This is a genomic window from Halogeometricum sp. S3BR5-2, assembly GCF_031624635.1.
In the GTDB taxonomy this organism is placed as follows: domain Archaea; phylum Halobacteriota; class Halobacteria; order Halobacteriales; family Haloferacaceae; genus Halogeometricum; species Halogeometricum luteum.
Window position 1 is genome coordinate 491266 of sequence record NZ_JAMQOQ010000003.1, and the last position, 22007, is coordinate 513272.

The 22007-nt window shown below is 66.6% G+C and carries 18 protein-coding genes; 11 read left to right on the plus strand and 7 right to left on the minus strand.

Translation table 11 applies throughout. From position 1 onward, the window contains the following. The first annotated feature begins 25 nt into the window (after positions 1 to 25). Complete coding sequence (locus NDI79_RS14140) at positions 26 to 1438, plus strand: sulfatase-like hydrolase/transferase (RefSeq protein WP_310929173.1); 1413 nt, start codon at positions 26 to 28, stop codon at positions 1436 to 1438. Positions 1439 to 1506: 68 nt separating this feature from the next. Here NDI79_RS14140 and NDI79_RS14145 read toward each other — a convergent pair whose 3' ends face one another. Beyond that, positions 1507 to 2709: a carboxylate--amine ligase gene (locus NDI79_RS14145; protein ID WP_310929174.1), complete on the minus strand. Its 1203-nt coding sequence runs from the start codon at positions 2707 to 2709 to the stop codon at positions 1507 to 1509. A 92-nt stretch (positions 2710 to 2801) separates the two neighbouring features. Beyond that, entirely contained in the window at positions 2802 to 3656 is an 855-nt protein-coding gene (locus NDI79_RS14150) for an FkbM family methyltransferase (protein ID WP_310929175.1), read from the minus strand. 248 nt (positions 3657 to 3904) lie between these two features. Between NDI79_RS14150 and NDI79_RS14155 the strand changes: the two genes are divergently transcribed. Further along, positions 3905 to 4456, plus strand: coding sequence for a metal-dependent hydrolase (locus tag NDI79_RS14155; protein ID WP_310929176.1), 552 nt, complete (start codon positions 3905 to 3907; stop codon positions 4454 to 4456). 36 nt (positions 4457 to 4492) lie between these two features. Here NDI79_RS14155 and NDI79_RS14160 read toward each other — a convergent pair whose 3' ends face one another. Together NDI79_RS14160 and NDI79_RS14165 are read right to left on the minus strand one after the other, a co-directional pair. Further along, the gene (locus tag NDI79_RS14160; protein ID WP_310929177.1) at positions 4493 to 5677 is read right to left on the minus strand and encodes a glycosyltransferase family 4 protein; all 1185 of its coding nucleotides are present in this window, start codon (positions 5675 to 5677) and stop codon (positions 4493 to 4495) included. Positions 5678 to 5683: 6 nt separating this feature from the next. Further along, on the minus strand, positions 5684 to 6748 hold the full coding sequence (locus NDI79_RS14165) for a GNAT family N-acetyltransferase (RefSeq protein ID WP_310929178.1): 1065 nt from the start codon (positions 6746 to 6748) through the stop codon (positions 5684 to 5686). A 1039-nt stretch (positions 6749 to 7787) separates the two neighbouring features. Between NDI79_RS14165 and NDI79_RS14170 the strand changes: the two genes are divergently transcribed. From NDI79_RS14170 to NDI79_RS14195, 6 genes are all read left to right on the plus strand, one after another. Next, a complete protein-coding gene (locus NDI79_RS14170) occupies positions 7788 to 8390 on the plus strand; it encodes a nucleotidyltransferase family protein (RefSeq protein WP_310929179.1) in 603 nt (200 codons plus the stop codon). Positions 8391 to 8490: 100 nt separating this feature from the next. Next, the gene (locus tag NDI79_RS14175) at positions 8491 to 9648 is read left to right on the plus strand and encodes a tyrosine-type recombinase/integrase (protein ID WP_310929180.1); all 1158 of its coding nucleotides are present in this window, start codon (positions 8491 to 8493) and stop codon (positions 9646 to 9648) included. A gap of 454 nt (positions 9649 to 10102) precedes the next feature. Beyond that, entirely contained in the window at positions 10103 to 12037 is a 1935-nt protein-coding gene (locus tag NDI79_RS14180; RefSeq protein WP_310929181.1) for a hypothetical protein, read from the plus strand. Positions 12038 to 12121: 84 nt separating this feature from the next. Continuing rightward, entirely contained in the window at positions 12122 to 12397 is a 276-nt protein-coding gene (locus NDI79_RS14185) for a DUF8044 family membrane protein (protein WP_310929182.1), read from the plus strand. Between the two features lies 1 nt (position 12398). After that, positions 12399 to 13331, plus strand: coding sequence for a DUF4350 domain-containing protein (locus NDI79_RS14190; protein ID WP_310929183.1), 933 nt, complete (start codon positions 12399 to 12401; stop codon positions 13329 to 13331). 39 nt (positions 13332 to 13370) lie between these two features. Then, positions 13371 to 14339 carry an AAA family ATPase gene (locus NDI79_RS14195; RefSeq protein WP_310929184.1) on the plus strand — a complete coding sequence of 323 codons (969 nt, stop codon included), beginning with the start codon at positions 13371 to 13373 and terminating at the stop codon, positions 14337 to 14339. A 137-nt stretch (positions 14340 to 14476) separates the two neighbouring features. On the opposite strand, the gene NDI79_RS14200 is transcribed toward NDI79_RS14195, so the two are convergent. The 3 genes from NDI79_RS14200 to NDI79_RS14210 are packed head-to-tail and all read right to left on the minus strand — an operon-like array spanning position 14477 to position 17326. Beyond that, on the minus strand, positions 14477 to 15382 hold the full coding sequence (locus NDI79_RS14200) for a DUF7982 domain-containing protein (RefSeq protein WP_310929185.1): 906 nt from the start codon (positions 15380 to 15382) through the stop codon (positions 14477 to 14479). Continuing rightward, positions 15379 to 15858, minus strand: coding sequence for a DUF8163 family membrane protein (locus tag NDI79_RS14205; protein ID WP_310929186.1), 480 nt, complete (start codon positions 15856 to 15858; stop codon positions 15379 to 15381). The genes NDI79_RS14200 and NDI79_RS14205 overlap by 4 nt, the downstream gene beginning before the upstream one ends. Positions 15859 to 15910: 52 nt before the next feature. Beyond that, positions 15911 to 17326, minus strand: coding sequence for a DUF58 domain-containing protein (locus NDI79_RS14210; protein WP_310929187.1), 1416 nt, complete (start codon positions 17324 to 17326; stop codon positions 15911 to 15913). An 84-nt stretch (positions 17327 to 17410) separates the two neighbouring features. On the opposite strand from NDI79_RS14210, the gene NDI79_RS14215 reads away from it, so the two are divergent. The 3 genes from NDI79_RS14215 to NDI79_RS14225 all read left to right on the plus strand — a co-directional run bounded on the left by NDI79_RS14215 (position 17411) and on the right by NDI79_RS14225 (position 21927). After that, positions 17411 to 19594 (plus strand): hypothetical protein, encoded by a 2184-nt coding sequence (locus tag NDI79_RS14215; protein ID WP_310929188.1) that lies wholly within the window; start codon positions 17411 to 17413, stop codon positions 19592 to 19594. A gap of 55 nt (positions 19595 to 19649) precedes the next feature. Beyond that, positions 19650 to 20390 (plus strand): MBL fold metallo-hydrolase, encoded by a 741-nt coding sequence (locus tag NDI79_RS14220; protein WP_310929189.1) that lies wholly within the window; start codon positions 19650 to 19652, stop codon positions 20388 to 20390. A gap of 121 nt (positions 20391 to 20511) precedes the next feature. Continuing rightward, positions 20512 to 21927 carry a DUF6498-containing protein gene (locus NDI79_RS14225; RefSeq protein ID WP_310929190.1) on the plus strand — a complete coding sequence of 472 codons (1416 nt, stop codon included), beginning with the start codon at positions 20512 to 20514 and terminating at the stop codon, positions 21925 to 21927. Positions 21928 to 22007 lie beyond the last annotated feature (80 nt).

Genomic DNA, 22007 nt, shown 5'->3' on the forward strand with positions numbered 1-22007 from the left:
GGCTCCACTGAAACCACGCTACCCGATGACGCGTAATATCATCGTCGTCTGCCTCGACTCCGTCCGCAAGGACTACTTCGACAGGCACGCCACGCGCGTTCGTTCGATGGCGGACGTGTCGGTCGAGCAGTGTCGGGCGGCGAGTTCGTGGAGCGTTCCGAGTCACGCGAGCATGATAACGGGCCAGTTACCTCACCAGCACGGTCTCCACACGCACAACCGCGACTTCTCGACGCTCCCGCGAGAGCGGACGTTGTTCGAGCATCTCCCTCGGGAGTATCACACGGCCGGAATCAGCGCGAACGTGTACGCCGGCCCGGCCTACAACTTCGACCGGTTCTTCGATACGTTCGTCGACGCACCTCGGTACCAGTACTTCGTCGACGGGCTGAACGCGACGACGTACTTCAACGAGACGGGAAAACGTGGGCGAGAACTCTACGTCGGGTTTCTCCGGGAGGCGATGCGCCACGACCGGCCGTTCCGGAGTCTCGCCAACGGCGTGGCAGCACAGATGAAACAAACGGCGATGGGGTCGCCGATACCCGACCCGATGGACGACGGGGCGAAGTTGATTCGGCGGGAAGCGCTCGAACTTCTCAAGGAACGGGACGCCCCGCAGTTCCTGTTTCTGAACTTCATGGAGGCTCACGCGCCGTTCAGTCCGATAATCGGGATGGATCGGTCGCTGTACTCCGTCCCGAACTCCTGGGACTCGGACCGCGAGCAGTTCTGGGACGTCTCGCTGGCGGCCGAGCGGTATCCCGACTACCTCCGCGGGTTCAGGGAGCTGTACGCCGCGAACATCGACTATCTCGACCGGGTCGTCTCCGGACTGATCGAAGAGATCCGGCGGACGGTCGACCGCGAGACGACCGTACTCGTCACGGCCGATCACGGCGAGAACCTCGGATATCCGTTCGAGGACGGGCTACTCGGCCACAAGAGCAGCCTCTCCGAATCCCTCCTCCACGTTCCGCTGGAGATCATCGATCCCCCGCGCGGATGGGAGGAACCGACCGGGAGGTTCGTCTCCCACCTCGAGTTGCCGGACCTCGTCTGCGGTCTCGCGGACGGGGAGACCCCTGATATCGGTACGGATCGAGCGGTCGCCGAACACGTGGGTCTCAGCCCCGGGCCGGAGCCACCCCGCGACCGCGATTACTGGGACCGGATGATGCGGTGTGCCTACGAGGACTCCCGGAAGGTCGTCTGGGATTCCCTGTCCACCGTGACGGCGTACGCCCTCGATACGGCGCGACCGTGTTGGCAGTCGGAGTTCGACGAGGATGCCGCGGAGGCTGCTATCCCGGAGTGGACGGCCGACTGGTTCGACGACGACATCGAGGAGTACAAACAGCGGGCACGAGCGCACTCGAATTCGGTCGCCGTCGACGATGCGACCGCGAGCCGATTGGCGGACCTGGGATACCTTTGATCCGCCGACGGGCGCTCGTCACCGATTCACGCCCCCGGTCAGGAGTCGCCGGTTCCGGCCGCTCGGGGTCAGTTTCGATCCGAGAGGACGTTTCGCAGTCCGCTGACGAACGGGACGGGGTCGTCGGCGACGAGGAAGTAGGAGTTCGGGTGCTCGTAGACCGACCCGAGGACCTCTCGGAGCGCAGTTCCGAACCTCGGGCGGGCGGCGTTCGGGTAGTCGTCGCAGAGGACGCTGCGGAGGTACTGGAACTCGCCGAAGAGGAGGTGAGCGGCGAACCCTTCCTCGTACGTCGGCTGGATTCGCTCGGCCATGCCTCGTGCTAACAACCAGTAGAAGTAGGGGTAGTCGACGCCGCCGCGGACGTCGAGGGGAATCGACGTCCACGTCCGAGGGTTGATCTCGGTGAACTTGAGTTCGCCAGTGCGCGCGTCCTCGATGAACTGGACCGAGGCGATTCCGTGCCAATCGAGGTGTTCCAGTAGTCGCCGTCCCATCTCTTCGATCCGTTCGTCGCGGATCAACTCACAGAAGACGCTCGCCCCACCCGCGTACGTCTTTCCCCGAACTTGCCGCTTCAGACTGGTCGCGACCGGGTCGCCGTGATCACAGAGCGCCCGAAACGAGTACTCCTGGGCGATCGGGACGTACTCCTGGACGATCGGCGGGTTACGCGCGAACGCCTCGTCGATTACGTCCCGACTCGGGGGTGTGCCCGGACTCGGGTGGACGGGGTCGGTCTTCCCTTCGCAGACCGTCGGCGACAGCGACGGTGCGTACTCGCTGGTGAGAATCGAGTACCGGGCCTTGACGATGAGTTCGCGTGACCAGTCGTCGACCTCGTCGTACAGCATCGTCTCCGGCACCCGGAGTCCGACCTCTTGTGCGACCTCCGGCAGACGCTTCCCGTCGTGCGCGGTTCGGAGCGTCTCCATCGGCGGCCACAGCGGTGCGACGTGTTCTGCGAACTCCTCGGAGTACTTCGAGAGGAGGAACGCGTCTTCCTCCTGAGAGGGGATGATAACCGAGACATCCGGTCGCGCCGCGAGTTCCAAGAGCGCGTCTTTGTACGCGAGCAGATCCTCCCACGGAGATGGAACTACGATCGCTTCGTCGCAGTACCTCGATGCGAACGCCGGGACCGATCGCCTGTGAGAGGCGACGACGGTGTGCACGCCGTGCGAGCCGAGCGATCTGACCGAAGTGAGACTCTTGGGCGAGAACCCGGCCGGTATCAGGACTGACCGATCGCTCGCGTGCTGCTGAACCATGGTAACGAATCGACGCTTGCCGTAATGAAAGTACCTCATACTTCGGGTGGTCGGTCGACCCGGTCGATGCGGGACCGCTCTCGTCGGGCCACTCAACGGTGCGCCCGCAGGAAGTACACGCCGGGCCGCCCGTTCGTCGGTTCACCTAATCGCTCGGTCGCGTACCCGCGGTCCGCCAGAAAAGCCTCGACCTCGTCGGTCGTCGACCCGTACCACGCCGTCTTCTCTCTGTGCATCTCGACGTAGACCGTCCCGACGCCGTCCAGCACCGCACCCATGCCTCGCAACACCTGCAACTCGGCTCCCTGAACGTCGACCTTCAGAACGTCCGGAGCGGGCACCCCAGCGGCGCAGAGGCCCGCCCCTCGCCGCACTTCCACGGGAGTCCCGCCACCCGCGGCGTCAGATGCGGCGAGGCGGTGGTGTCCCCCGCCGGCCTCGGTGAACTCCGATGCGAGCGGTGTCGACCCGTCGTAGTCGGAGAGCGCGGTCGGCAGCGCCGTCCAGCGCGACGCGGGGGCGTTCTCGCGCAGGTTGGATTCGAGCCGCCGGCGGTTCGTCGGCTCGGGTTCGAACGCGACGACGTGGCCGTCCGCGAGTCGCCCAGCCGCGAGGCAGGCGTACGTTCCGACGCAGGCCCCGACGTCCCAGAGCGTCTCGTCTCCGGTTAGCTCATCGAGGAGCATTTCGAGGACGAAGCGCTCTCCGCCCAGATGCCTGACGCGCCGCCGTTCCGACCGCGTCGCCACGGCGAAGCGGGCCGTCGTCCCTCCGACCCGGACGGTACCGCCCTCGGCGAACGCGGCGAGACGCGCCCGCCAGTAGGCTCGGTGGATAGTCCCGAGAACGTCGTATCTGTTCGCTAACCGCGACGCGACACCCAAGAGGGCTCCTTTGGAAGTCACGTCCGAGAGGCGCCCCTGTCGGTCATCCGATCGAGTCGTCATCGAACCGAGTGACGAGTCCGACGGTTATGAGTCCGGCGGTCGGTGCGCTCGCGTCAGTGGGCGCTCCCGGCCGACGACGCACTATTATTGCTCTCGCAGACGAACTGCTCGACGATGACCCGCAATCGAAGCTCGAAGTGTGAGGACGGAGCTCGGTTCGGTTCGAGACCGACTTCGGCGACTCTCGGCGGAGCGAGCCGAACGGACCCCTCCAGTCATGTGCCGAATCGCGGTTCGATCGGGGGTCCATGATACCGTACGCCCACGCGGCGATCGGCTACCTGCTGTGGACCGGTATCACTCACCTCTCGGACGGACGTCCGCCCGGTCACGCGGAGGTCTGGCTCCTTCTCCTCGGGACGCAGTTTCCCGATATCGTGGACAAACCGCTCGCGTGGACGTTCGGTGTCCTCCCGTCGGGACGGTCGCTCGGTCACTCGCTCTTCACCGTGGCCGTCGTCTTCGCCGTCCTGTACGCCGTGGGAACGCGATTGGGTCGAAAAAATCTCGCGCTCGCGTTCGGCGCCGGTCACCTCAGCCACAGCCTCGCCGACGTGTATCCGTTTCTGTTCCAAGCGAGATACGAGTACCTCGGATATCTGGTCTGGCCGATTCTCTCCGGCCCACCGGACGCGGGGAAGTCCTTCGCCGCCTATCTCCAGCGACTGAGTCTGCAGTCGTTTCTGAGCGTGCAGGCGTTGCTCGCGGCCCTCATCGTCGCAATCTGGGTCGCCGACGGGATGCCCGGCCTCCGTATCCCACGTCCGGGCGATGCCGACAGCGCGCATCTCGACGACTAGAGACGGTCGCGACCCGTCGCTCATCCCGCAAGCCGGTCACGTACGAGAGACGGGCCGGTGGACCGCCCTCCCGGCGAGGACGCTCTCGTAGACCGCAAGATACCGCTCGGCGACGCTGTCCCACGAGAGTCGCTCCGCCATCCGAAGGCTGTTCGCCGCCATCCGCTGTCTCGCCTCGTCGTCGGTCAGGACGCGGACGATAGCGTCCGCCAACCGCTCCGGGTCCTCGGGCGGGACGACCAGTCCGCTCTCCGTCTCGCCGACCAGCGACTCGAACTCGCCGGCCGTCGAGGCGACGACGGGCTTCCCGAAGGAGAACGCCGTCGCCAGCGCACCGCTGTGTCCCTTCGTCCCGTCCTGGAAGCGGTACGGGAGCGTCACCACCTCGGCGCGCGCGAAGAACTCCTTCACGCGGTCGTTGGGGACGAAGTAGTCGTGGACCTCGAAGTTCTCCTCGTGCGCTCCGATGATGGCCCGCGACCGCTCCGGAATGTTTCCCTCGCCGGCGATCAGGAGGGTGACGTCGGGAACCTCGCGCTTGACGAGCGGAATCGCCTCGACGAGCGTGTCGATTCCCTTCGGCGTGACGACGTTCCCGAAGAACAGGAGGCAGTTGCGCTCGGTCGGCGCGTCGACGTCGGAGTGGTCCCCGAACACCGAGTACGCGCCGTGCGGGATGACGTCGATTGCCTCCGGGGGCGTCCCGCGCCCGATCATGGCTCGCCGCTGGTTCTCCGTGTGGACCACGACCCGAGCCACGTTCAGGTCCGGAATCACGTAGTCTATCGCGTCTTCGACCATCACCGGCGGTCGACTGAGCGAGAGGCGCTTGCTGCTCACTTCGTGGCGCGTCACGACGAGGGCGTGGCGGTCGTCGATACCGTAGAGTTTCAAGAACAGTTTCACCTGCGGGAACAGGTCCGTCGTATCGTGGACGATGTCGACGTCGACGCCCCGGAGTCGCTTCACGTTCCGATACGACAGGAACCCCCTCGCGAAATCGAGCGGGTTGACGTCGAGTTTGTACAGTTGCGGCATCGAGACGCCGAGGTGGTCGAACGCGTCGATCAGCGTGACCTCCTCGTCGAAGAGGTCGTCAGCGGTCGTCTCGGCCGGCTTCATGACGGTGACGTCGGCGTGCTCGGAGACGGCGTTCGCCAACTCCGCCGTGTAGTGGGGGAGGCCGCCGGTGCTCTGACCGACGATGTAGAGGACGTGCATCTCAGGTTAGAGGCTGATTCCCTTTCGAATCGACGGGCCGATGACGCGCGTTACGGGAATCGGGAGCCGTCGCCAGACGCGTTTGAGTCGGTCGTAGGTCTCGTCGTCCGGGTCGGGGAGGTCGACTGGCCCGTTCGGAAAGTGATGCACGTCGTCGTACCACACCTTCCGACCCCCGAAACTCTTCTTGAACATGTACACGCCCGACCCCTCCCGGGTTCGTCCCATGTCGTACACGTCGTGCCCGTCCGCGCACGCGCGGTCGAGCGACCGCCAGAGCGCCAGACTCCCCCCGTTGAGGTCCCGGTGCTCGTAGTCGGTGATGACCCCCCACTGGTGGACGCTCGTCCCGAGCGAGAGGTCGATGATAGCGTTGATCAGCGACCCCTCCCGTTCGACCATGCCCAAGTGGAGGTGTTCGGGGGCCAACTCCTCCCAGAGCGTTCGGTAGAACTCGAACGAGTGCGGCGGGGAGCCGTGTCCACGGTTCGACCGGAGGTAGAGCCGGTAGTACTGCTTCAAGTCGTCGAGGGAGTCGCCGACGCGATAGGTGAGCGAAGCGTCCTCGGCCTGTCTCACCTGTCGCTGTCGACTTTCCTTCAGACCGCCCCACACGCTTTTGCTCCCCTCTTGCAGGTCGACCTGAAACGTGACGAATCGCCGCTCTCGGGTGAACCCGTCCGGGAGTTCCTCGTCGACGTTCGACCCTCGAAGGCTGACGAAGTCGACGCCCAACTCCGCCGCCAGTTCTTTCGTCCGTTCGAGGAGGGCCGTCGTCGCCGCCCTCGGTCTCTCCCCGTTCAAGACGAGCGACCCTCGCTCGCCGAACGGCGGTGAGACGAGTTGGGAGTCGAACAGCGTGCTCTTCATGTAGATGAGCGGGAGGGCGCCGACGACGCGGTCCCCGTCGCGCGCGACGAGGTACCACCTGTCGTGTCCGTACGTGACGAGTGCCTCTCCCCACCCCCACAGGCTGAACGGCGAGCCGTCGTTCGCTTCGACGAACTCGTCCCATTCTGCGGCATTCGTACAGCGCTCAACTGTCAACTCCGGTGTCGAGAATTTGCTCATTGGTTCGTGATGTTCGGTAACGTCTGCATGCGCTTGGTCTGCTTCTTCACCCGTGCGGTTTTCGTTCTCGAGTTCGGTCCCTCGAATCCGACTATCGGGCGTGCCAGGTCGGCGCGTCCTCGGGTGTTTCTACCGCTCGACTCTCTTCGTGCCGAGTAGGAGGGCCTTCTACCCGCCTGTTCTCGCCGACTGCCGTACTGAGTATGATTCGAACTTCTTGTATAAGAATATTCGTATAGGCAACAATCACGTCAAACGTTCGCTCTCTGGAGTTTCCCCCGCCAGCCGGCGTCTGAACCGGGTTTCTTGTCTGGGAGGCGTACGCGCAGTATTCGGTTATAAATGGCCTCACAATTACAGCAGTAACACTGTAACAGAACCACGCCGTGAGTAACGGTCTCTGACTTTGGTTCGGACGCGAATATACGGCGCAGACGACTCCGTTCGAGGTGGTACGTCGTTCTACAGTCCAGTACTCGCGGTCGAGTCTGATCGGGGAGTACGTGCGTTCCCCAATAGTGACCGCGAATACTGTTCTGACGCTGCTAAAGAAGCAGACTGGAATCGGATAATCGTTGATCCGCATAAGCGACCGCCCGGTGACGAGCGGCGGCGCTGTCTGTCTGGTGGCTTTTCCGAGTGACTAGTTGGAACCCCGAGATGAATTCGCCGTTGCAACCAAAATCGAAGCCGCTCTCCTTCTCCGATTCACCCAAATACACGCACTAGAGCCGCTCTCTACCCCCGTAGTCTCAACCCGGACAAGTCGACATTTGATATAGCGATATAGAATACATGAGACTCTCTAACGACCGTCTGAGGACTGCTGCGCACCGAAAACAGACGTTAGGCGCGTCTCCCCAATCACTTTGTTTTAGGTCACTAAAGCCAAGTAGATTTACCGGGGTCGACGCTGTCTGGTCGTCGGAAGGCACGCCTTGGGCGGAGCATCACCCTTCAGCGGCCGAAATACGCCGACTCGGGGCGGCGCGTGCAACTCGGCAAAAGAGCCAGTACCTTTCGCGACGAACGCCGAGACATGAGGGAGACGGGTTCGGTCGGCGGCGTCGTACTCGCGGCCGGCCGGAGCACGCGCTTCGGCGAGGCGAACAAGCTTCTCGAACCGCTGAGGGGTACCCCTCTCGTCTCTCACGTCGCGCGCACCGCCGTCGACTCGTCGCTCTGCGAAGCGGTCGTCGTCGTCGGCCACGAGTCAGCGGCCGTCACCGACGCAGTGGACTCCTTCGACCTCCCGACGCGGTACAACGACGCCTACGCGGAGGGCCAGAGCACCTCCGTCCGCCTGGGCGTCGAATTCGCTCGGAAAGCCGACTGGGAGGCCGTCGTCTTCTTACTCGGCGACATGCCGTTCGTGCACTCGGGAACGGTGGACCAACTGCTGGACGAATACCGGACAGGCGACGGAAGCATCGTCGCTCCGCGCTACGACGGTAAGCGCGGCAACCCCGTCCTGTTCGACCGTCAGCATTTCGACGCGCTGGCCGACGTCGACGGCGACCGCGGAGGACGCGAACTCGTCATGGAGCACGACGGAACGCGGTTCGTCGACGTCGAAGACCCCGGAGTGCTCCGCGATGTCGACTCGGAGTCCGACCTCGAGAGAGACACTACCGAGCACTGAGTCGAATCTCTTTGCGAGGTCGCGTACCGGATTCGGTACCGGACCCCGATTGACGCGGCTGGAGACGATTTAAGCGTCGCTGTCTCGTACGCTCTACTCGATGCCCACCGCCGACCCGCCCGGATCGACCGAGGACGAAAACGCATCCGAGGAGCGCGCTGACCGCGTGGACGGCGAACTCGTCGCGGCGATCGACCGCTATCTCCGCGCCGGCGGCGAGAGCGCCCAGTACCGCTCGACGGCCGAGTCGGTCCTCTCGCAGTTCGAGACGTGGCTCCGCCGCCGCGGGAAGGACTCGTTCGACTCCCTCGACGAGGAGGGCGAACAGCTCCTCCGGCGGTACGCCGACCGACTCGCGCAGCGCGTCGACGCGGGCGGTATCTCCGCCTCGTCGGCGCAGACGTACTTCAACGTCATCTCCGGGTTTCTGGGGTTTTGCGTCCGCGACGGCGACCTCGCACGAAACCCGGCGCTATCGAACCGGGCGCGCGAACCCCTCCCGCGCGACGACGAGGACCACACACAGCAGTTCTGGTCGCGCGATGTCCGCCAGCGACTCGTCCGGTACGCGGACGACGCCGCCTACGAAGCGATCGAACGGGAGGGGTCGGACGCGCGCGGGGCGGTCCGCGACCGAGCGCTCGTTCACGTTCTCGCGTACACGGGCGTGCGCGGCGCGGAGGTATTCAAAGTGAGCGGCGACGACCGAACGGGTCGACAAGGGCTGACGTGGGACCGCGTCGACACCGACGCGTGGACGTTTCGGGTGTGGGGGAAAGCACAGGAGTGGGAGGACGTCTCCGTTCCGAAGCAGGCCCGAGAGGCGCTCCGGCGGTGGCGGCAGGTCCAGCGGCCGCCCTCCGGGGAGTGGCCCGTCTTCCCGACGGAACACGCGCCGTCGAAGTACGCCGCGGCGCGCGACGCGTTGGGCGAGGCGGAGGCGAACGCCCTGCTCGAAGACGCCGACGTGGACGACGTGTTACGCGAGCGCGATATCGCGCCGCCGGCCGTCACGACCGAAGGGGTCCGCCGCGTCCTCGAGCGAATCGCGGCGGCCGCGGACGTGGACGTCGATGGGAAACCCCCGCTCCCGCACGGGGCGCGCCGGGGACTGGGCGACGAACTCTATCGGAAGGACCGCGGATTGGCCCAGGACGTGCTCCGACACCGTTCGCTCCGCGTCACGCGGGAGTCGTACTCCTACATCGAGGCCGAAGAGTTGGGCGAGCGGGTCGGGGACGTGCTGGACGACGAGTAGCGTGATGAGTGCTCAGGCGAGGGTCGTCGATTCACATTACAGCGATACGCGTGTGATTATTGCCGGTGCTGGACGATTCTCGAGACCCATCTCCGGGGTACTCTCTCTCGGATTTCGAGCTTTTGTTTTCCGACTTCTGCTGCGATACTAGCGTTTCGAGGTACTTTGAGAGTCCGAAGTTGAAGATATCGACCGGATATCTCTGCCCGTGGCACCTGAAGACGGATATTTCTCCCACTGTTAAAAATTTCTAGAAATTTTAGGAATCCTGAGAAGCTAAAACTGTGTGAGGTGTATGGGATTTTTTTGGAGCGACGGTATCGACGTCGGAACCGGCCGGTCGAGTTCGTTCGTCTCTCGTTGACAGTGTCCTCGATAACTAGATGCTGACAACTATACCGCCTCACCAAGACGCCCGACCCGTCACTCTTCGAGCGACGGGTGACGATACATCATGACCGAAGACACGGCGGACGACGGCGCGGACGAGACACAGCATCGCTCGAACGGCTCGGATTCGGGGGCGTCGACACCGCTCACGCGACGAAGCGCGCTGACGGCGCTCGGCACCGCGGGACTGCTCGGCTACCTCGGAACGGGGCGAGCGTCCGCGGAGGTGCTCTCGGGCGTCGACAACGCCGCGCCCGACGAGACGCAGGTCATCGCCGGCGGCCGGGACAACACCATTCCCGAGAGCGCGACGATGGCCGCGATTACGGGCGGGCAACACAACGAGGCGTCCGGGCGGTACTCGTTCGTCGGCGGCGGTGGCGGCGAGGAGAGCGACCAGGGAAACCGTGCGGTCGGGTTTCACGCTACAGTCTGCGGAGGGCGAGGAAATCGGGCCGGGTCCATAGCGGGGCCGTTACCCGGGGCGTTCGTCGGCGGGGGATTGGACAACGAAGCGGGCGAAGCCGGAGCGGTGGTCGGCGGCGGGTTCAGTAACCTGGTAGGAGGACCCGGCGGTGCGGTTCTCGGCGGGATCGACAACGAGGCCGGTAACATGGCCTTCGTCGGATCCGGGCGTGAAAACAGGGCTGAGGTCGGTGGTTCGGTCGGCGGCGGGTTGGAGAACAAGGCGATGGGACAGGCGTCGACGGTCAGCGGCGGCGTGCGAAACGAAGCGCGTGCGTTCGGAGCGACGGTCGGGGGCGGCGGGGCATCGAGCGTGCGACCGATATTAGGCGGGGCTCTGGGCAGCCTCACTCTCAGCGGTGAAGGCAGCGGAAACCGCGCGTTCGACGAGTTCGCGACGGTGGCCGGCGGCGCGGACAACGTCGCCGGCAGCGACAACGACGACGAGACCAGCGCGCCGTACTCGACGGTCGGCGGCGGACGCGCGAACGTCGCCGAGAACGACTACGCGACCGTCCCTGGCGGACGCGGCAACCGCGCTTCAGGCGCGTACAGCCTCGCCGCGGGTCGCCGTGCCACCGCCGCTCACGCCGGCGCGTTCGTCTGGTCGGACGGCGAAGACGGGTCGTTCGAATCGACCGGCGAGAACCAGTTCCTCGTTGACGCCTCGGGCGGTGTCGGGTTGGGTCACGACGCCCCCGAGGCCGACGTGTTGGACGTTCGGGGCGCGGCGGCCGGGTCGGCGCGCGACCCCGCGAACAGCGTCGCGTTCGTCGAGAACGAGAGCGAGGACGCGTCCGCGAACGCCCTCGGACTGAAGGTGAACGCCGAGACGCCCGGTCCGGACAACGACTTCGTGACGTTCCTGAACGGGAGCGACGACGCCGTCGGCACCATTGAGGGCAACGGCTCCGGCGGCGTCACCTACACCGGCGCCGGCGGCGACTTCGGCGAGTACTTCCCGAAGGCCGACCCCGACGCGGCGTTCGCACCCGGCGAGGTGGTCGGACTCCGCGGCGGCGAACTCACGCGGTCGACCGCGGACGCCGACACCGCCTTCGTCGTCACCGACCGACCCATCGTCCTCGGAAACAACGCCGAGGATAACGACGACCACGTCGCGGTGGCGATGCTCGGCCAGGTCCCCGTCGACGTCGTCGGCGCGGTGGAGGCGGGCGACCTCCTCGTCGCGACCGAGGACGCGGACGGTCGCGCCCGCGCCGCCGACGGAGGCACCGAGGCGCCCGTCGTCGGACGGGCGCTCACCGCGGCGTCCGAGGGTGAAGCGGCGGTCGACGCGTTCGTCAACGTCAGCGTCGACGGGGCGCCGACCGGAGACGCGTCCGAGGCCCGAGCGGACGCCGACCGAATCGCGGCGCTGGAGGCGACGGTCGACCGGAAAGACGAACGCATCGACGACCTCGAAGCCGAGACCGAGCGCAAAGCCGAGCGGATCGACGACCTGGAATCGCGTCTCGCCGCCGTCGAGCAGGCCGTCGAAACGCTTCCCACCGGGACCGCACAGGCGGACTGAGGGACCGCCGCAGCGTGTTTCGGACGCGACCGGATGCTATCGGTCCCGAAAGCTACGTATAGTCGGCCCCGTAGATACGAGTAGATGGTCTCGACTCGGCGAGAGCGGTTCGTGCACGCGCATCTCGCGTGGATGCTGGCGACGTTCCTCCTGTTGACGGCGCTCGACGCGTTCTCCCTGGAGTTGCTGTTCGTCGTCTCGCTCATCGGCTTTCTCGTCGTCGTCGAACTCACCGCGCCGTTCGGCGTGAGTCCGCGCTGGCGCCGACGGCTCAAGTGGCTCATCCTCCTCGGACTGCTCGGGTTCGCCTACGTGGTCGTCCAGCGCATCCTCGCGATTCTGCCGTCGGGGGTGTTCTGACGTGCGACTCGACGACCTCCTGTCGCCGCGGGCGCTGTTGGTCGCCCTCGTCGCCGTCTGTCTGCTGGCGCTGGTCGTCGCCGGCGCGACCTCTTCGTCGGCGTTCGGGGCGTTCAACGCGCAGTGGGACGGCTCCTCGTCCGTCCGGTCGGCCGCCGAAACGACCGACGCGCAACCCACGATTATCTTGGAGACGACGGCGTACTCGGAGTACGACCCGAACGGGACGGTGGCGTTCGTCATCGCGCCGAGCGAACCCTACACGAGCGCCGAACTCGCTCGCATGCGCCAGTTCGTGCAGGCGGGCGGGACGCTCGTCGTCGCGGAGGACTTCGAACCGGAGGGCGACGAACTGCTCTCCGGCGTCGGCGCCGACGCGCGCTTCGACGGCCGACTGGTTCGCGATATGCGCTATCACGGTCCGACGACGGCGATGCCGACGGCGACGAACGTCTCCGAGCGCTTCTCGGCGACGGGCGTCGGGTCGGTGATGCTCAACCACGGCACCGTCGTCGAGGTACCGAACGAGTCGAACGCCACGACGCTCGTCGCTACCTCCGAGTACTCCTACCTCGACGTCAACGACGACGGGCAACCGAACGACGGCGAACCGTTCCGGTCGTACCCCGTCGTCGTCGCGGAGGACGTCGGCGAGGGCCGGGTCCTCGCCGTCAGCGACCCGAGTATCTTCATCAACGCGATGCAGGAGCGCGCCGACAACCGCGCGTTCACCGAGCGGGTGGTGCGGGGGTACGACACCGTCGTCTTGGACTACTCGCACGCGGACTCCCAGCCGCCGATACGCTCGGCGTTCATCCTCCTGCGCGGGTCGCCGCTCGTGCAGGTGGGCGTCGGGTTAGTGGGACTGCTCTTTGCAGGGGTGCTGGCGCGGGAGGGCAATCCGCTCCGCTCTCGTCGCGAAAACGAGGAATAAAGCGTGTTTTAAGTGTCACGGGAGACACCCGAACACACGATGAGCAATCCAGCCGCCCTCTACGACGCCATCCAATCGGAGATGGGGGACGTCCTGATCGGGAACCGCGACGTCGTAGAAGGTCTCACTATCTCGCTCCTCACGAAGGGGCACCTCCTCATCGAGGGGGTGCCGGGGACGGCGAAGACGACGACCGCGAACCTGTTCGCGCGCGTGTCGGGGCTTGACTTCCGCCGCATCCAGATGACGCCCGACATCCTCCCCGCCGACATCACCGGTACGGAGGTGTACCGCGAACAGCGCGGGGAGTTCGAGATCCACCGCGGTCCCGTGTTCGCGAACCTCGTGGTCGCAGACGAGATCAACCGCGGGACGCCGAAAGCACAGAGCGCCCTCCTGGAGGCGATGCAGGAGCGACACGTCACCATCGGGGGACAGACGCTCACGCTCGCGGACCCGTTCATGGTCGTCGCGACGCAGAACCCCATCGAGATGGAGGGGACCTACGAACTCCCGGAGGCACAGCGCGACCGCTTCCAACTGAAATACCAGATGGACCTCCTCGACCGCGAGGACGAACGCGAGTTCCTCGACCGCTTCCACGACACGCCGGGTCTCGGCCCCGACACGGTCGAACAGGTCGTCTCCGTGGACGACTTGATCGACGCCCGCGAGGCCGTCACGAAGGTGTTCGTCTCAGACGCCGTCCGCGAGTTCCTCCTCGACATCGTCACGGCGACGCGGAGTTCGCCGGACATCGAACACGGCGCGTCGACGCGGGCGTCGCTGTCGCTGCTCACCGCCTCGAAGGCGCGCGCCGCCATCCACGGGCGCAACTACGTCCTCCCGGACGACGTGTTGACCCTCGTCGAACCGGCGTTGACCCACCGCCTCGTCCTGAGCGCCGACGCCCAACTGAGCGACCGCAGCGTCGACGAGATTATCGGCGAGATTCTCGAAGAGGTCGACACGCCCGAGGCGAAATCGCCCACGTCCTCGGCGGAGTGACGACCCGACTGTCGAAAGTCGAATATCGTTAATTGTTGGATTCTGAGAACACCGAGACACCTCGATAATCGATTCGACGCCTCTCGATTATGTTACTCTATCACCCTCTCGGCGTCAAATCGCTCCCGTAAGGCAAGCTACCAGCGGTAGGTGACCGACCACAGACCCGATTCCAGTTCCGACACCTCGGCGCGCACCGGTTCGTCCAGATAGGCGGCGAGGGCGACGCCGAACGTCGAGACGACCGGGTGGTCGAAGGCGTCGAGACCGCCGTAGGAGGGAGTTCCGACGTCGACGGTGACGCGGGCGTTCTCCGTGTCGACTTCGCCGTCGACGGACAGGAGCAACTCGAAGTTCTCCCGGAGGGACTCGCCGACCTGTGCGACCACGTCCGCGACCGATTCGGGCGTGCCCGACCGCGTCGCGTCGTGTTCGCGGTACAGTACGGCGCCGCTGGGCTCGAACGCGACGCCGGAGTCGGCGGCGTCCTCGGAGACGACCAGCGGATGCTCGAACGTCGAATCTCGAGGGGGGTGACTCCCGGCGGTTTGCGGAACGAACAGGCGGAACGACCCGTCGTCGGTCTCGAGGTAGAGGCGGTCCCCGGAGAGGCCGAGTTGGTCGACGAGCCCCGCCTCGTTTCGCGAGAGGGGGTCGAACGTGGACTGCCCGACGTCCGCGGGGATGAACCGCTCGGGAGTGAGATACCACGTCACGATTCCCGCGAACACCCCGATGGCCGCGATGCCGATGAGCGGTTCGCGGACCGAGGGGGCGACGACGGCGAACGCGCCGGCGAACAGGCCGACGACCGCCAATCCGAGCGCCGTTCGCTCCTGTCCGCTGCGGCGCGAGTCGTCGTAGCGCGCACGTAGCCGCTCGTTCTCCTCGCGCAGACGCTCTCGCTCCGCGCGGGCCGTTCGCTCGGCCTCCGTCGAGGGTGCGGCCCCGTTTTCTCTTTCGCCGTCGCCCTCGCGGGCGCCGTCGTCCGCGGGCGCTTCCGATTCGGGGAACTGGCCGTTTCCGGCTTCGTTTCGGCTCACGCCGGCTCCTCCGAGAGCACGCCCACTTTCCACAGCCCGTACCGGTAGAGCGCGTAGCCGACGAGCGCCGTCGCACAGGCGAGCGCCGCCGCCGCGATGACGGCGTCGTACACCGTCGCGAGCGCCGTCACGGCCGCGAGAGCGACCCCTGAGAGAGCGACGAGCAACGCGACGTCGCGGCGTCTCGACTCCGGCGCTAGCTCCGCCGAGAGGTACGTAACCGAACCCAGTTCGAGGATGACGACGCCAGCGAGATTGGGTGAGGACGTCGTGAGGAGGGCGGCGAGGTGGGCCAGGCCGACGCCGTAGTAACTCGCGCTGGCGGCGGCGGCGAAGCCGACGGCGGCGCCGACGACGAGGCCGGTGAGGCCGCCGCCGAACAGCCACAGCGATACGGCGACGAGAACCGTCCCCGCGGCGAGGGTAGCAGACTCGACTCGGGAGTCGGCGGGCGTGGTGCGCTGGGCAGTTGCCATTCGTTTGTCGTGTGTCACCCTGGATGCATTAGTTATTCGGGTCTCCCGCGTCTCAGCGTCGCCTCTGTCCCGCGTCGAGCACCGACTGGAGTTGCGTGCTCGGCGCCACCTCGTACGCTCTGACGTTCGGGATGACGTCGATCGATTTGCGGAACGACTCGAAGTCCACCAGGCGGTCGTACGCGCGGAGCGCGTCGTCGGCCGATTCGGACTCGAACAGCGCGCTCGGCGCGAGGAACACCGTCACGCGCCCGCCGTTCTCGACCAACTGCTTCACCGCTTCGCGCGTCTCCTGGGGGTGGGTGTCGTCCGTGCAGAGCACCGACCACCCGCGGAGTTTCTCGACGACCGCTTTCCGCCGCACGGTCTCGAACAGCGGCTCGGAGTCGAGACGCAACACGTAGCTCTCCGGCGCCTGGAAGTACGGCATCAACGTCCGGGCGAACGCGTCGTCACGGGGCGCGAGCAGTCCCGCGGCCCGCTGTGCCGTCTCGGGGCCGACGGTGGTCCGCGACTCGGAGGCGACGCCGCCGGTCGGTTTCGAGAGCCGCGTGAGCGTGCGCCGGCAGTCGCGATACTGGAATGCCGAGTCGCCGAAGTCGAGGTCCGTCCGCAGGCCGTCGTCGTCGACGACGGTGAGTCCGACGGGGTCGTTCGCCTCCTCGATCTGCGTCAGCACGCCGAGGAGGACTTCCCGGAGGTAGTCGGCCTTCGTCCGCCCCTGCGGGCCCTCCCACATGCAGGCGCGGTTGTCGACGAACAGGCGGGTCCGCTGTATCGTCTCGTTCTCGAACTCGCGGACGTAGGGCTCGCGGAACCGCGCCGTCGCGTTCCAGTCGATCCGGCTCACGGAGTCGCCGGGGACGTAGCGCCGGATGTCGATGAAGTTCGTCCCCGTCCCGCTCTGCCCGCTCGTGTGCTCGCCGTACGTCCCGACGAAGGGGTCGCCGCCCGCGCCGACGTGGATGTCGTCGGGCGAGGGGGCGGTGACGTCGAGTTCGAGCGACTCCTCGCGCGAGACGTCCTGTGCGAACAGTCCGTCCGCGCTGCGATACGTACAGGACAACCGCGGGAGGTCGTACGTCCCGGCGACGGGAATCGAGCAGGTGACCGTCTCCTCGGTCACCGATCGTCGGGGGTCGACCGAGACGGTCCGCGCGTCGCCGTCGACGCCGACGGGCCACCCGACCCGCAGCGTGATCGGATGATTCGCGTCCGCGCTGTCGACCGAGAGACGAAACTCGGTCTCGCGGTTGGGCTGGATGCGCCGTCGGTCGGCCGTGATGGCGAGTGCGAGCGAGTCGTCGGTCGCGGCGAACCGTCGCCCCGCGCGGAACAGCGCGACCAGCAGCCACGCGCAGACCGTCCCCGCGCCGACGAGCGCGAGCGGTCGCTCTGCGGCAGCGCCGACGACGAGGAGCGTCGCGGCGACCGCGGCGACGCCGTAGCCCCGTCGCGTCAATCTCATTGAACAATCATCGTCGGACCGATGTTTGAAGATTCTGGTCGCGCCGACGGAAGGACATATGCGTCTCCGGTGGGAGGTATCCGTGTGAACGTCTCCGTGGCGCGGTCCGTCCGGACCACTCTCGCCGTTCTCGTCCTTCTGATTTCGGTCGCGGCCGTGCCGCCGGTCGCCGCCGTGAGCGACGCCGGCGCCGCCGACATCGAACGCGGCGGCAGCGACGTGGATATCCGAGCACAGCAGACGACGCCGACCACGGCGACGAACAACACGAGCGTCCGGCACGCCAACCCCGAAGAGGCGGAGGCCGAAAACACGGAAGACGCCCTCAGAGCGCAACTCACCGCGCGGCTGGCCGACCGATTGGAAGGCAGCAGCGTCCAGCTCAGCGAGGGCCAGTACAACCGCGCGAAGGGACTCCTCGGCGAGAAGTACGTCGATACGCTGGGGAAGTACGCCGACGTCGCCGACGAGAGCGGCGAGGAGGAGACGGCCGAGGACTTCGAGCGGGCGGGCGAAACCCAACGGAACCTCTCGGATTCGCTCGCCGAGTACCGCGAGACGGAAGAAGCGTATCGGGAAGCCAAATCGAACGGCAACGAGGCGGAGGCGCGGCGGCTCGCCCGCGAACTCGTCCGCCTCGACGACGATATCGACCGCCAATCGACCGAACTGGACGAGACGTACACGCAGTTGGGCAATCAGACCGGCGTCGATTTCAGCGGCGCCCAAGACCGGATTCGCGCCGTCCAGCAGAACGTTTCGGACTCGACCGCGCAGGTGCGTGCGGCCGAGTTGAGCGCGACGACGCTCACGGCGCAGGCCGATGGAGAGACGGCATCGTTCGTCGATCCGCTGCGCATCGAGGGCCGTCTCCGCGCGGCCGACAACTCGCCGATCGCCGATCGGTCGATTACGCTCCGGGTCGGCGAGCGGTTGTACGCCGCCGAGACCGACGACGAGGGACGATTCGAACTCGACTACCGTCCGGCCGGACTCGCGGTCGACGCCTCGCGGGTGACCGTTCGATATCTCCCGCAGACCTCCTCGGTCTACATCGGGTCGAACGCGAGCGTCCCCATCGCGGTCGAGCAGGTCGAGGGAACGCTCGACTTCGAGTCGGTGCCCGACACGGCCGCGTTCAACGACTCGGTCGCGGTGTCCGGGCGGGTCGTCGTCGACGGCCGGCCCGTCTCGAATCTCTCGGTCAATACGACGCTCGGAGAGCGGCCGATCGGGAGCACCGTGACCGACGCCGACGGCCGGTTCGCGACGAACGGGACGCTGCCGGTCGACGTGCCCGCCGGTGAACAGCGTCTCCGGGTCACCTCCGGCACCGACAGCGCCGTCGTCGTCGACGCGACGGAACCGGTGACGGTCACCGCGACGCCGACGAACCTGACGCTCGCGCTGACGCCCGACGACGGGACCATCGTTGCGAGCGGTCGGCTCACCGCCGACGGGGCGGGCGTCGCGGACCGACGGATCTCGGTCTCGGTCGACGGCGAAACGGTGACGGAGGCAACGACCACCGAGTCCGGACAGTATCGGGCGCGATTCGACGACAGACTCATGCACCAAAACGCGACCGTCACCGCCCGGTTCGACGGATCGGGGACGAACCTGGAATCGGCGACGGCGGTCGTAAACCGCGGCGGTAACGGTGCGGGCGGGGCCGGCAACCCCGTCTTCGGACTCGGAGTCGGCGGTGTCGCGAGCGGTGTCCCCGGCATCGGCGGCGGCGACGGCTCGGGGTCCGGGAACGGCGTGGTCGGCGGACTCGTCGCCCCCGTATCCGGTCAGGAGGGACCGGCGCCGGAGCGCATCGCCTTCGGCGCCGCCGCGACCGTGCTCGTCCTCGCCGCCGGGTGGTACGCCGTCCGCCGGTGGCTGGGTTCGAGCGCCCCCGGGTCGGTAGCGGAACTCGACGGGGACGGGTCCGAGACGGACGACGACCCCGAACCCATCCCCTCGCCCGTCCAACTGCTCGCACAGGGGCAGATGCAAGGGGCGCTGCTCGCCGCCTACCAGACCGTCCAGCGGGCGCTCGCGCCGTCGCTTGACGAGTCGCCCAAGACTCACCGGCAGTTCTACCGCGCGTGTCAGCGGACCGGCGCCGTCCCGATGGACGCGCTGCGCGTGCTCAACGACGCGTACGAGCAGGCCGTCTACAGCGACCGAGAACTCTCGCTCGAAGAGGCGCGCAACGCCGTCATGGCCGCCGAGCGCATCGTCTCCAATCGGGGTCAGGGCGGCGACCGGAACGACTGACCGTCGGCCGTTTCGAGGGAACTTCTAACTCACTACCGCCCGAAGACGGTACCGTATGTCGACCGACGCCGCTCTCGACGTCCGGCTGCTGCGCAACGCGACTCTCCTGCTCACGGTGGACGAGACGACGTTCCTCGTCGACCCGATGCTCTCGTCTCCGGGGGAGAATCCACCCGTACCGAACTCGCCGAACGACCGCAGAAACCCGCTCGTTCCGCTGCCGGACGTCGAACTCTCCTACGACGCCGTCCTCGTCACCCACCGCCACCAAGACCACTTCGACGAGGCGGCCGAGGAGGAACTCGACGCGGACGTTCCGCTGTTCTGCCAACCCGAAGAGGAAGCCGCCTTCGTCGAAGAGGGATTCACTGACGTGCGTCCCGTCGACGAGACGGTGTCGTTTCGAGGGATAACCGTCCACCGCACGCCCGGTCGCCACGGCCACGGGGAGTTAGCCGAGGAGATGGCCCCCGTCTCCGGGTTCGTCTTCGAGGGAACGGAGACGCTGTATCTCGCCGGCGATACGGTCTGGTACGACGCGGTCGACCGAACGCTCCAGAAGTTCGCCCCGGACGCCGTCGTGCTCAACGGCGGCGAAGCGCAGTTCACCGAGGGCCGACCGATCACGATGGGCGTCGAAGACGTCACGGCCGTCCGCGAGGCGACCGACGCCGACACCGCCGTCGCCGTCGTACATATGGAAGCGATCAACCACTGTCTCCTCTCGCGTGAGGAACTGCGGTCGAACACGGAGGACGTTCGCGTTCCCGAAGACGGCGAACGACTCGTCTTCTGAACTCGCTTCCGTCTCGACCCTCCGTGTAATCCAACTCCGTCAGGTAGCGGGCGTCCCGAGACCACGTCGTCACAGTAGTTCTTTCAGCGGACGTCTCCATCTCTGAGAGAGAGCGCAACCAATGCCCGCCCCTCGATACGACGCTACACGGACCCCGCTCGGCTTCCTGCCCGTCCTCGCTGCCAACGTCCTCCCGCTCGCGGGCGTGGTGTGGTTCGGCTGGGAACCCGAGACGCTCGTCGCCGTCTACGCGCTCGAGCTACTGGTGATGTTGCCGTTCGCGGGGGTGAAGGCGCTGTTCGCCGGCCAGCCACCCGCATCCGACCGCGAAAACGGCGTCTTCAGCGTCTCCGAGAGCGACCTCGCCGGTAAGCGGGGCAGTGTCATCGTGCACGACCGTCTGCCGCCGGTCTACCCCCGAAACGTTCCGTTCACCGTCGCCGTCGTCAGCGGTGGCGTGTGGGTCGGCTTCTTCGTCCTCGCGCCGGTCTCTGAGGTCGTCGCAGTCCTCGATATCCTCGGTCGTCCGGGAGTGTTGCTCAGCGTCGTCGGGCTAGTCGCCGGTCAGGTCGTCGAGACCGCGCACACTTACTTTTTGAGCGGTCGGTACGCCGAGGTCTCTCCGTACGCCGTCGTCGAAATCCCCGCCCGCCAAGGGCTGTTTCTCTCGATGCTGTTGTTCGTCGTCACGCTCGGCGGACCCACGTCCGTGCTCGTCGCCTTCGTGGTCGTGAAGGTGCTCGTCGAGTGGTCCGGCGTCCGTGCCGAACGCGGCGGCACCGGACGGCTCACCGGGTGGCTCTCCGGCCCCGACAGCGACACGACGACCGACTCGCTCGACGTCCCTGCGGGCCGACCGTCGGCGACGGTCGGCGTCGACCGGCGCTCGGTCGCGGCGGCCGCAGTCTGGCGCGTCGTCTCCGAGACGGGACCGTTCTACGTCGTGTTGGCCGGGTTCGTCTGGCTCGGTGTCCCCGCGTTTCTCGGCGGGGGAGCGCCCTCACTGTCGCTGTGGATCGCGAGCGGTCTCGCCGGCCTCCTCCTGTTGGGTCTCATGCTCGCCGGCGACATCGTCGAGGTCGTGCTGGTGGACCGGTGGACGACGTACTACCGAATTGAGGACCTGCTCGTCGTTCACGACCGTCTGACCGACGAACCGCAGTGGACGACGCCGCTCGACGAACTCCGCGACGCCACCGTCGTCGAAACGCGACCCTCGGACCGGTACTTCGGGACGCGGACGATCACCGTCACGACGGGGTGGGACACGGACGAAACAGAGCGGACGCTCGGCCCGGTCAGCGACCCGAACGCGTTCGTCCAGACGTTCGATATCCCCCTCCAGTCGACCGGCCTCTCGCCGCTCGACCGGCGATTCGTCGGTGCCGCGGTCGGGTCGGCCGCCCTCATCGCGGTCGGCAGCGTCGTCGTGGCTGCCACGCCGGTCGGTCCGTCCGTCCCGTGGGTGCTCCTACCGATGTCGCTGCCCTTCCTCGTCATCGTCCCGATGGGGTTCTGGAAGCTCGCGCACCCGTGATCTCGCCGGTCGTTCATCGAGCTACGCGCCGGAATACCGACATCGTTCCGACAAATCAATAATCGATTACTCCGTCGTTC

What these genes read in the sequence shown, in the direction of transcription:
- NDI79_RS14140 (WP_310929173.1), top strand. Translation starts at nt 26, where the DNA reads ATGACGCGTAATATCATCGTCGTCTGCCTCGACTCCGTCCGCAAGGAC.
- NDI79_RS14145 (WP_310929174.1), bottom strand. Translation starts at nt 2,709, where the DNA reads ATGGTTCAGCAGCACGCGAGCGATCGGTCAGTCCTGATACCGGCCGGG.
- NDI79_RS14150 (WP_310929175.1), bottom strand. Translation starts at nt 3,656, where the DNA reads ATGACGACTCGATCGGATGACCGACAGGGGCGCCTCTCGGACGTGACT.
- NDI79_RS14155 (WP_310929176.1), top strand. Translation starts at nt 3,905, where the DNA reads ATGATACCGTACGCCCACGCGGCGATCGGCTACCTGCTGTGGACCGGT.
- NDI79_RS14160 (WP_310929177.1), bottom strand. Translation starts at nt 5,677, where the DNA reads ATGCACGTCCTCTACATCGTCGGTCAGAGCACCGGCGGCCTCCCCCAC.
- NDI79_RS14165 (WP_310929178.1), bottom strand. Translation starts at nt 6,748, where the DNA reads ATGAGCAAATTCTCGACACCGGAGTTGACAGTTGAGCGCTGTACGAAT.
- NDI79_RS14170 (WP_310929179.1), top strand. Translation starts at nt 7,788, where the DNA reads ATGAGGGAGACGGGTTCGGTCGGCGGCGTCGTACTCGCGGCCGGCCGG.
- NDI79_RS14175 (WP_310929180.1), top strand. Translation starts at nt 8,491, where the DNA reads ATGCCCACCGCCGACCCGCCCGGATCGACCGAGGACGAAAACGCATCC.
- NDI79_RS14180 (WP_310929181.1), top strand. Translation starts at nt 10,103, where the DNA reads ATGACCGAAGACACGGCGGACGACGGCGCGGACGAGACACAGCATCGC.
- NDI79_RS14185 (WP_310929182.1), top strand. Translation starts at nt 12,122, where the DNA reads ATGGTCTCGACTCGGCGAGAGCGGTTCGTGCACGCGCATCTCGCGTGG.
- NDI79_RS14195 (WP_310929184.1), top strand. Translation starts at nt 13,371, where the DNA reads ATGAGCAATCCAGCCGCCCTCTACGACGCCATCCAATCGGAGATGGGG.
- NDI79_RS14205 (WP_310929186.1), bottom strand. Translation starts at nt 15,858, where the DNA reads ATGGCAACTGCCCAGCGCACCACGCCCGCCGACTCCCGAGTCGAGTCT.
- NDI79_RS14210 (WP_310929187.1), bottom strand. Translation starts at nt 17,326, where the DNA reads ATGAGATTGACGCGACGGGGCTACGGCGTCGCCGCGGTCGCCGCGACG.
- NDI79_RS14220 (WP_310929189.1), top strand. Translation starts at nt 19,650, where the DNA reads ATGTCGACCGACGCCGCTCTCGACGTCCGGCTGCTGCGCAACGCGACT.
- NDI79_RS14225 (WP_310929190.1), top strand. Translation starts at nt 20,512, where the DNA reads ATGCCCGCCCCTCGATACGACGCTACACGGACCCCGCTCGGCTTCCTG.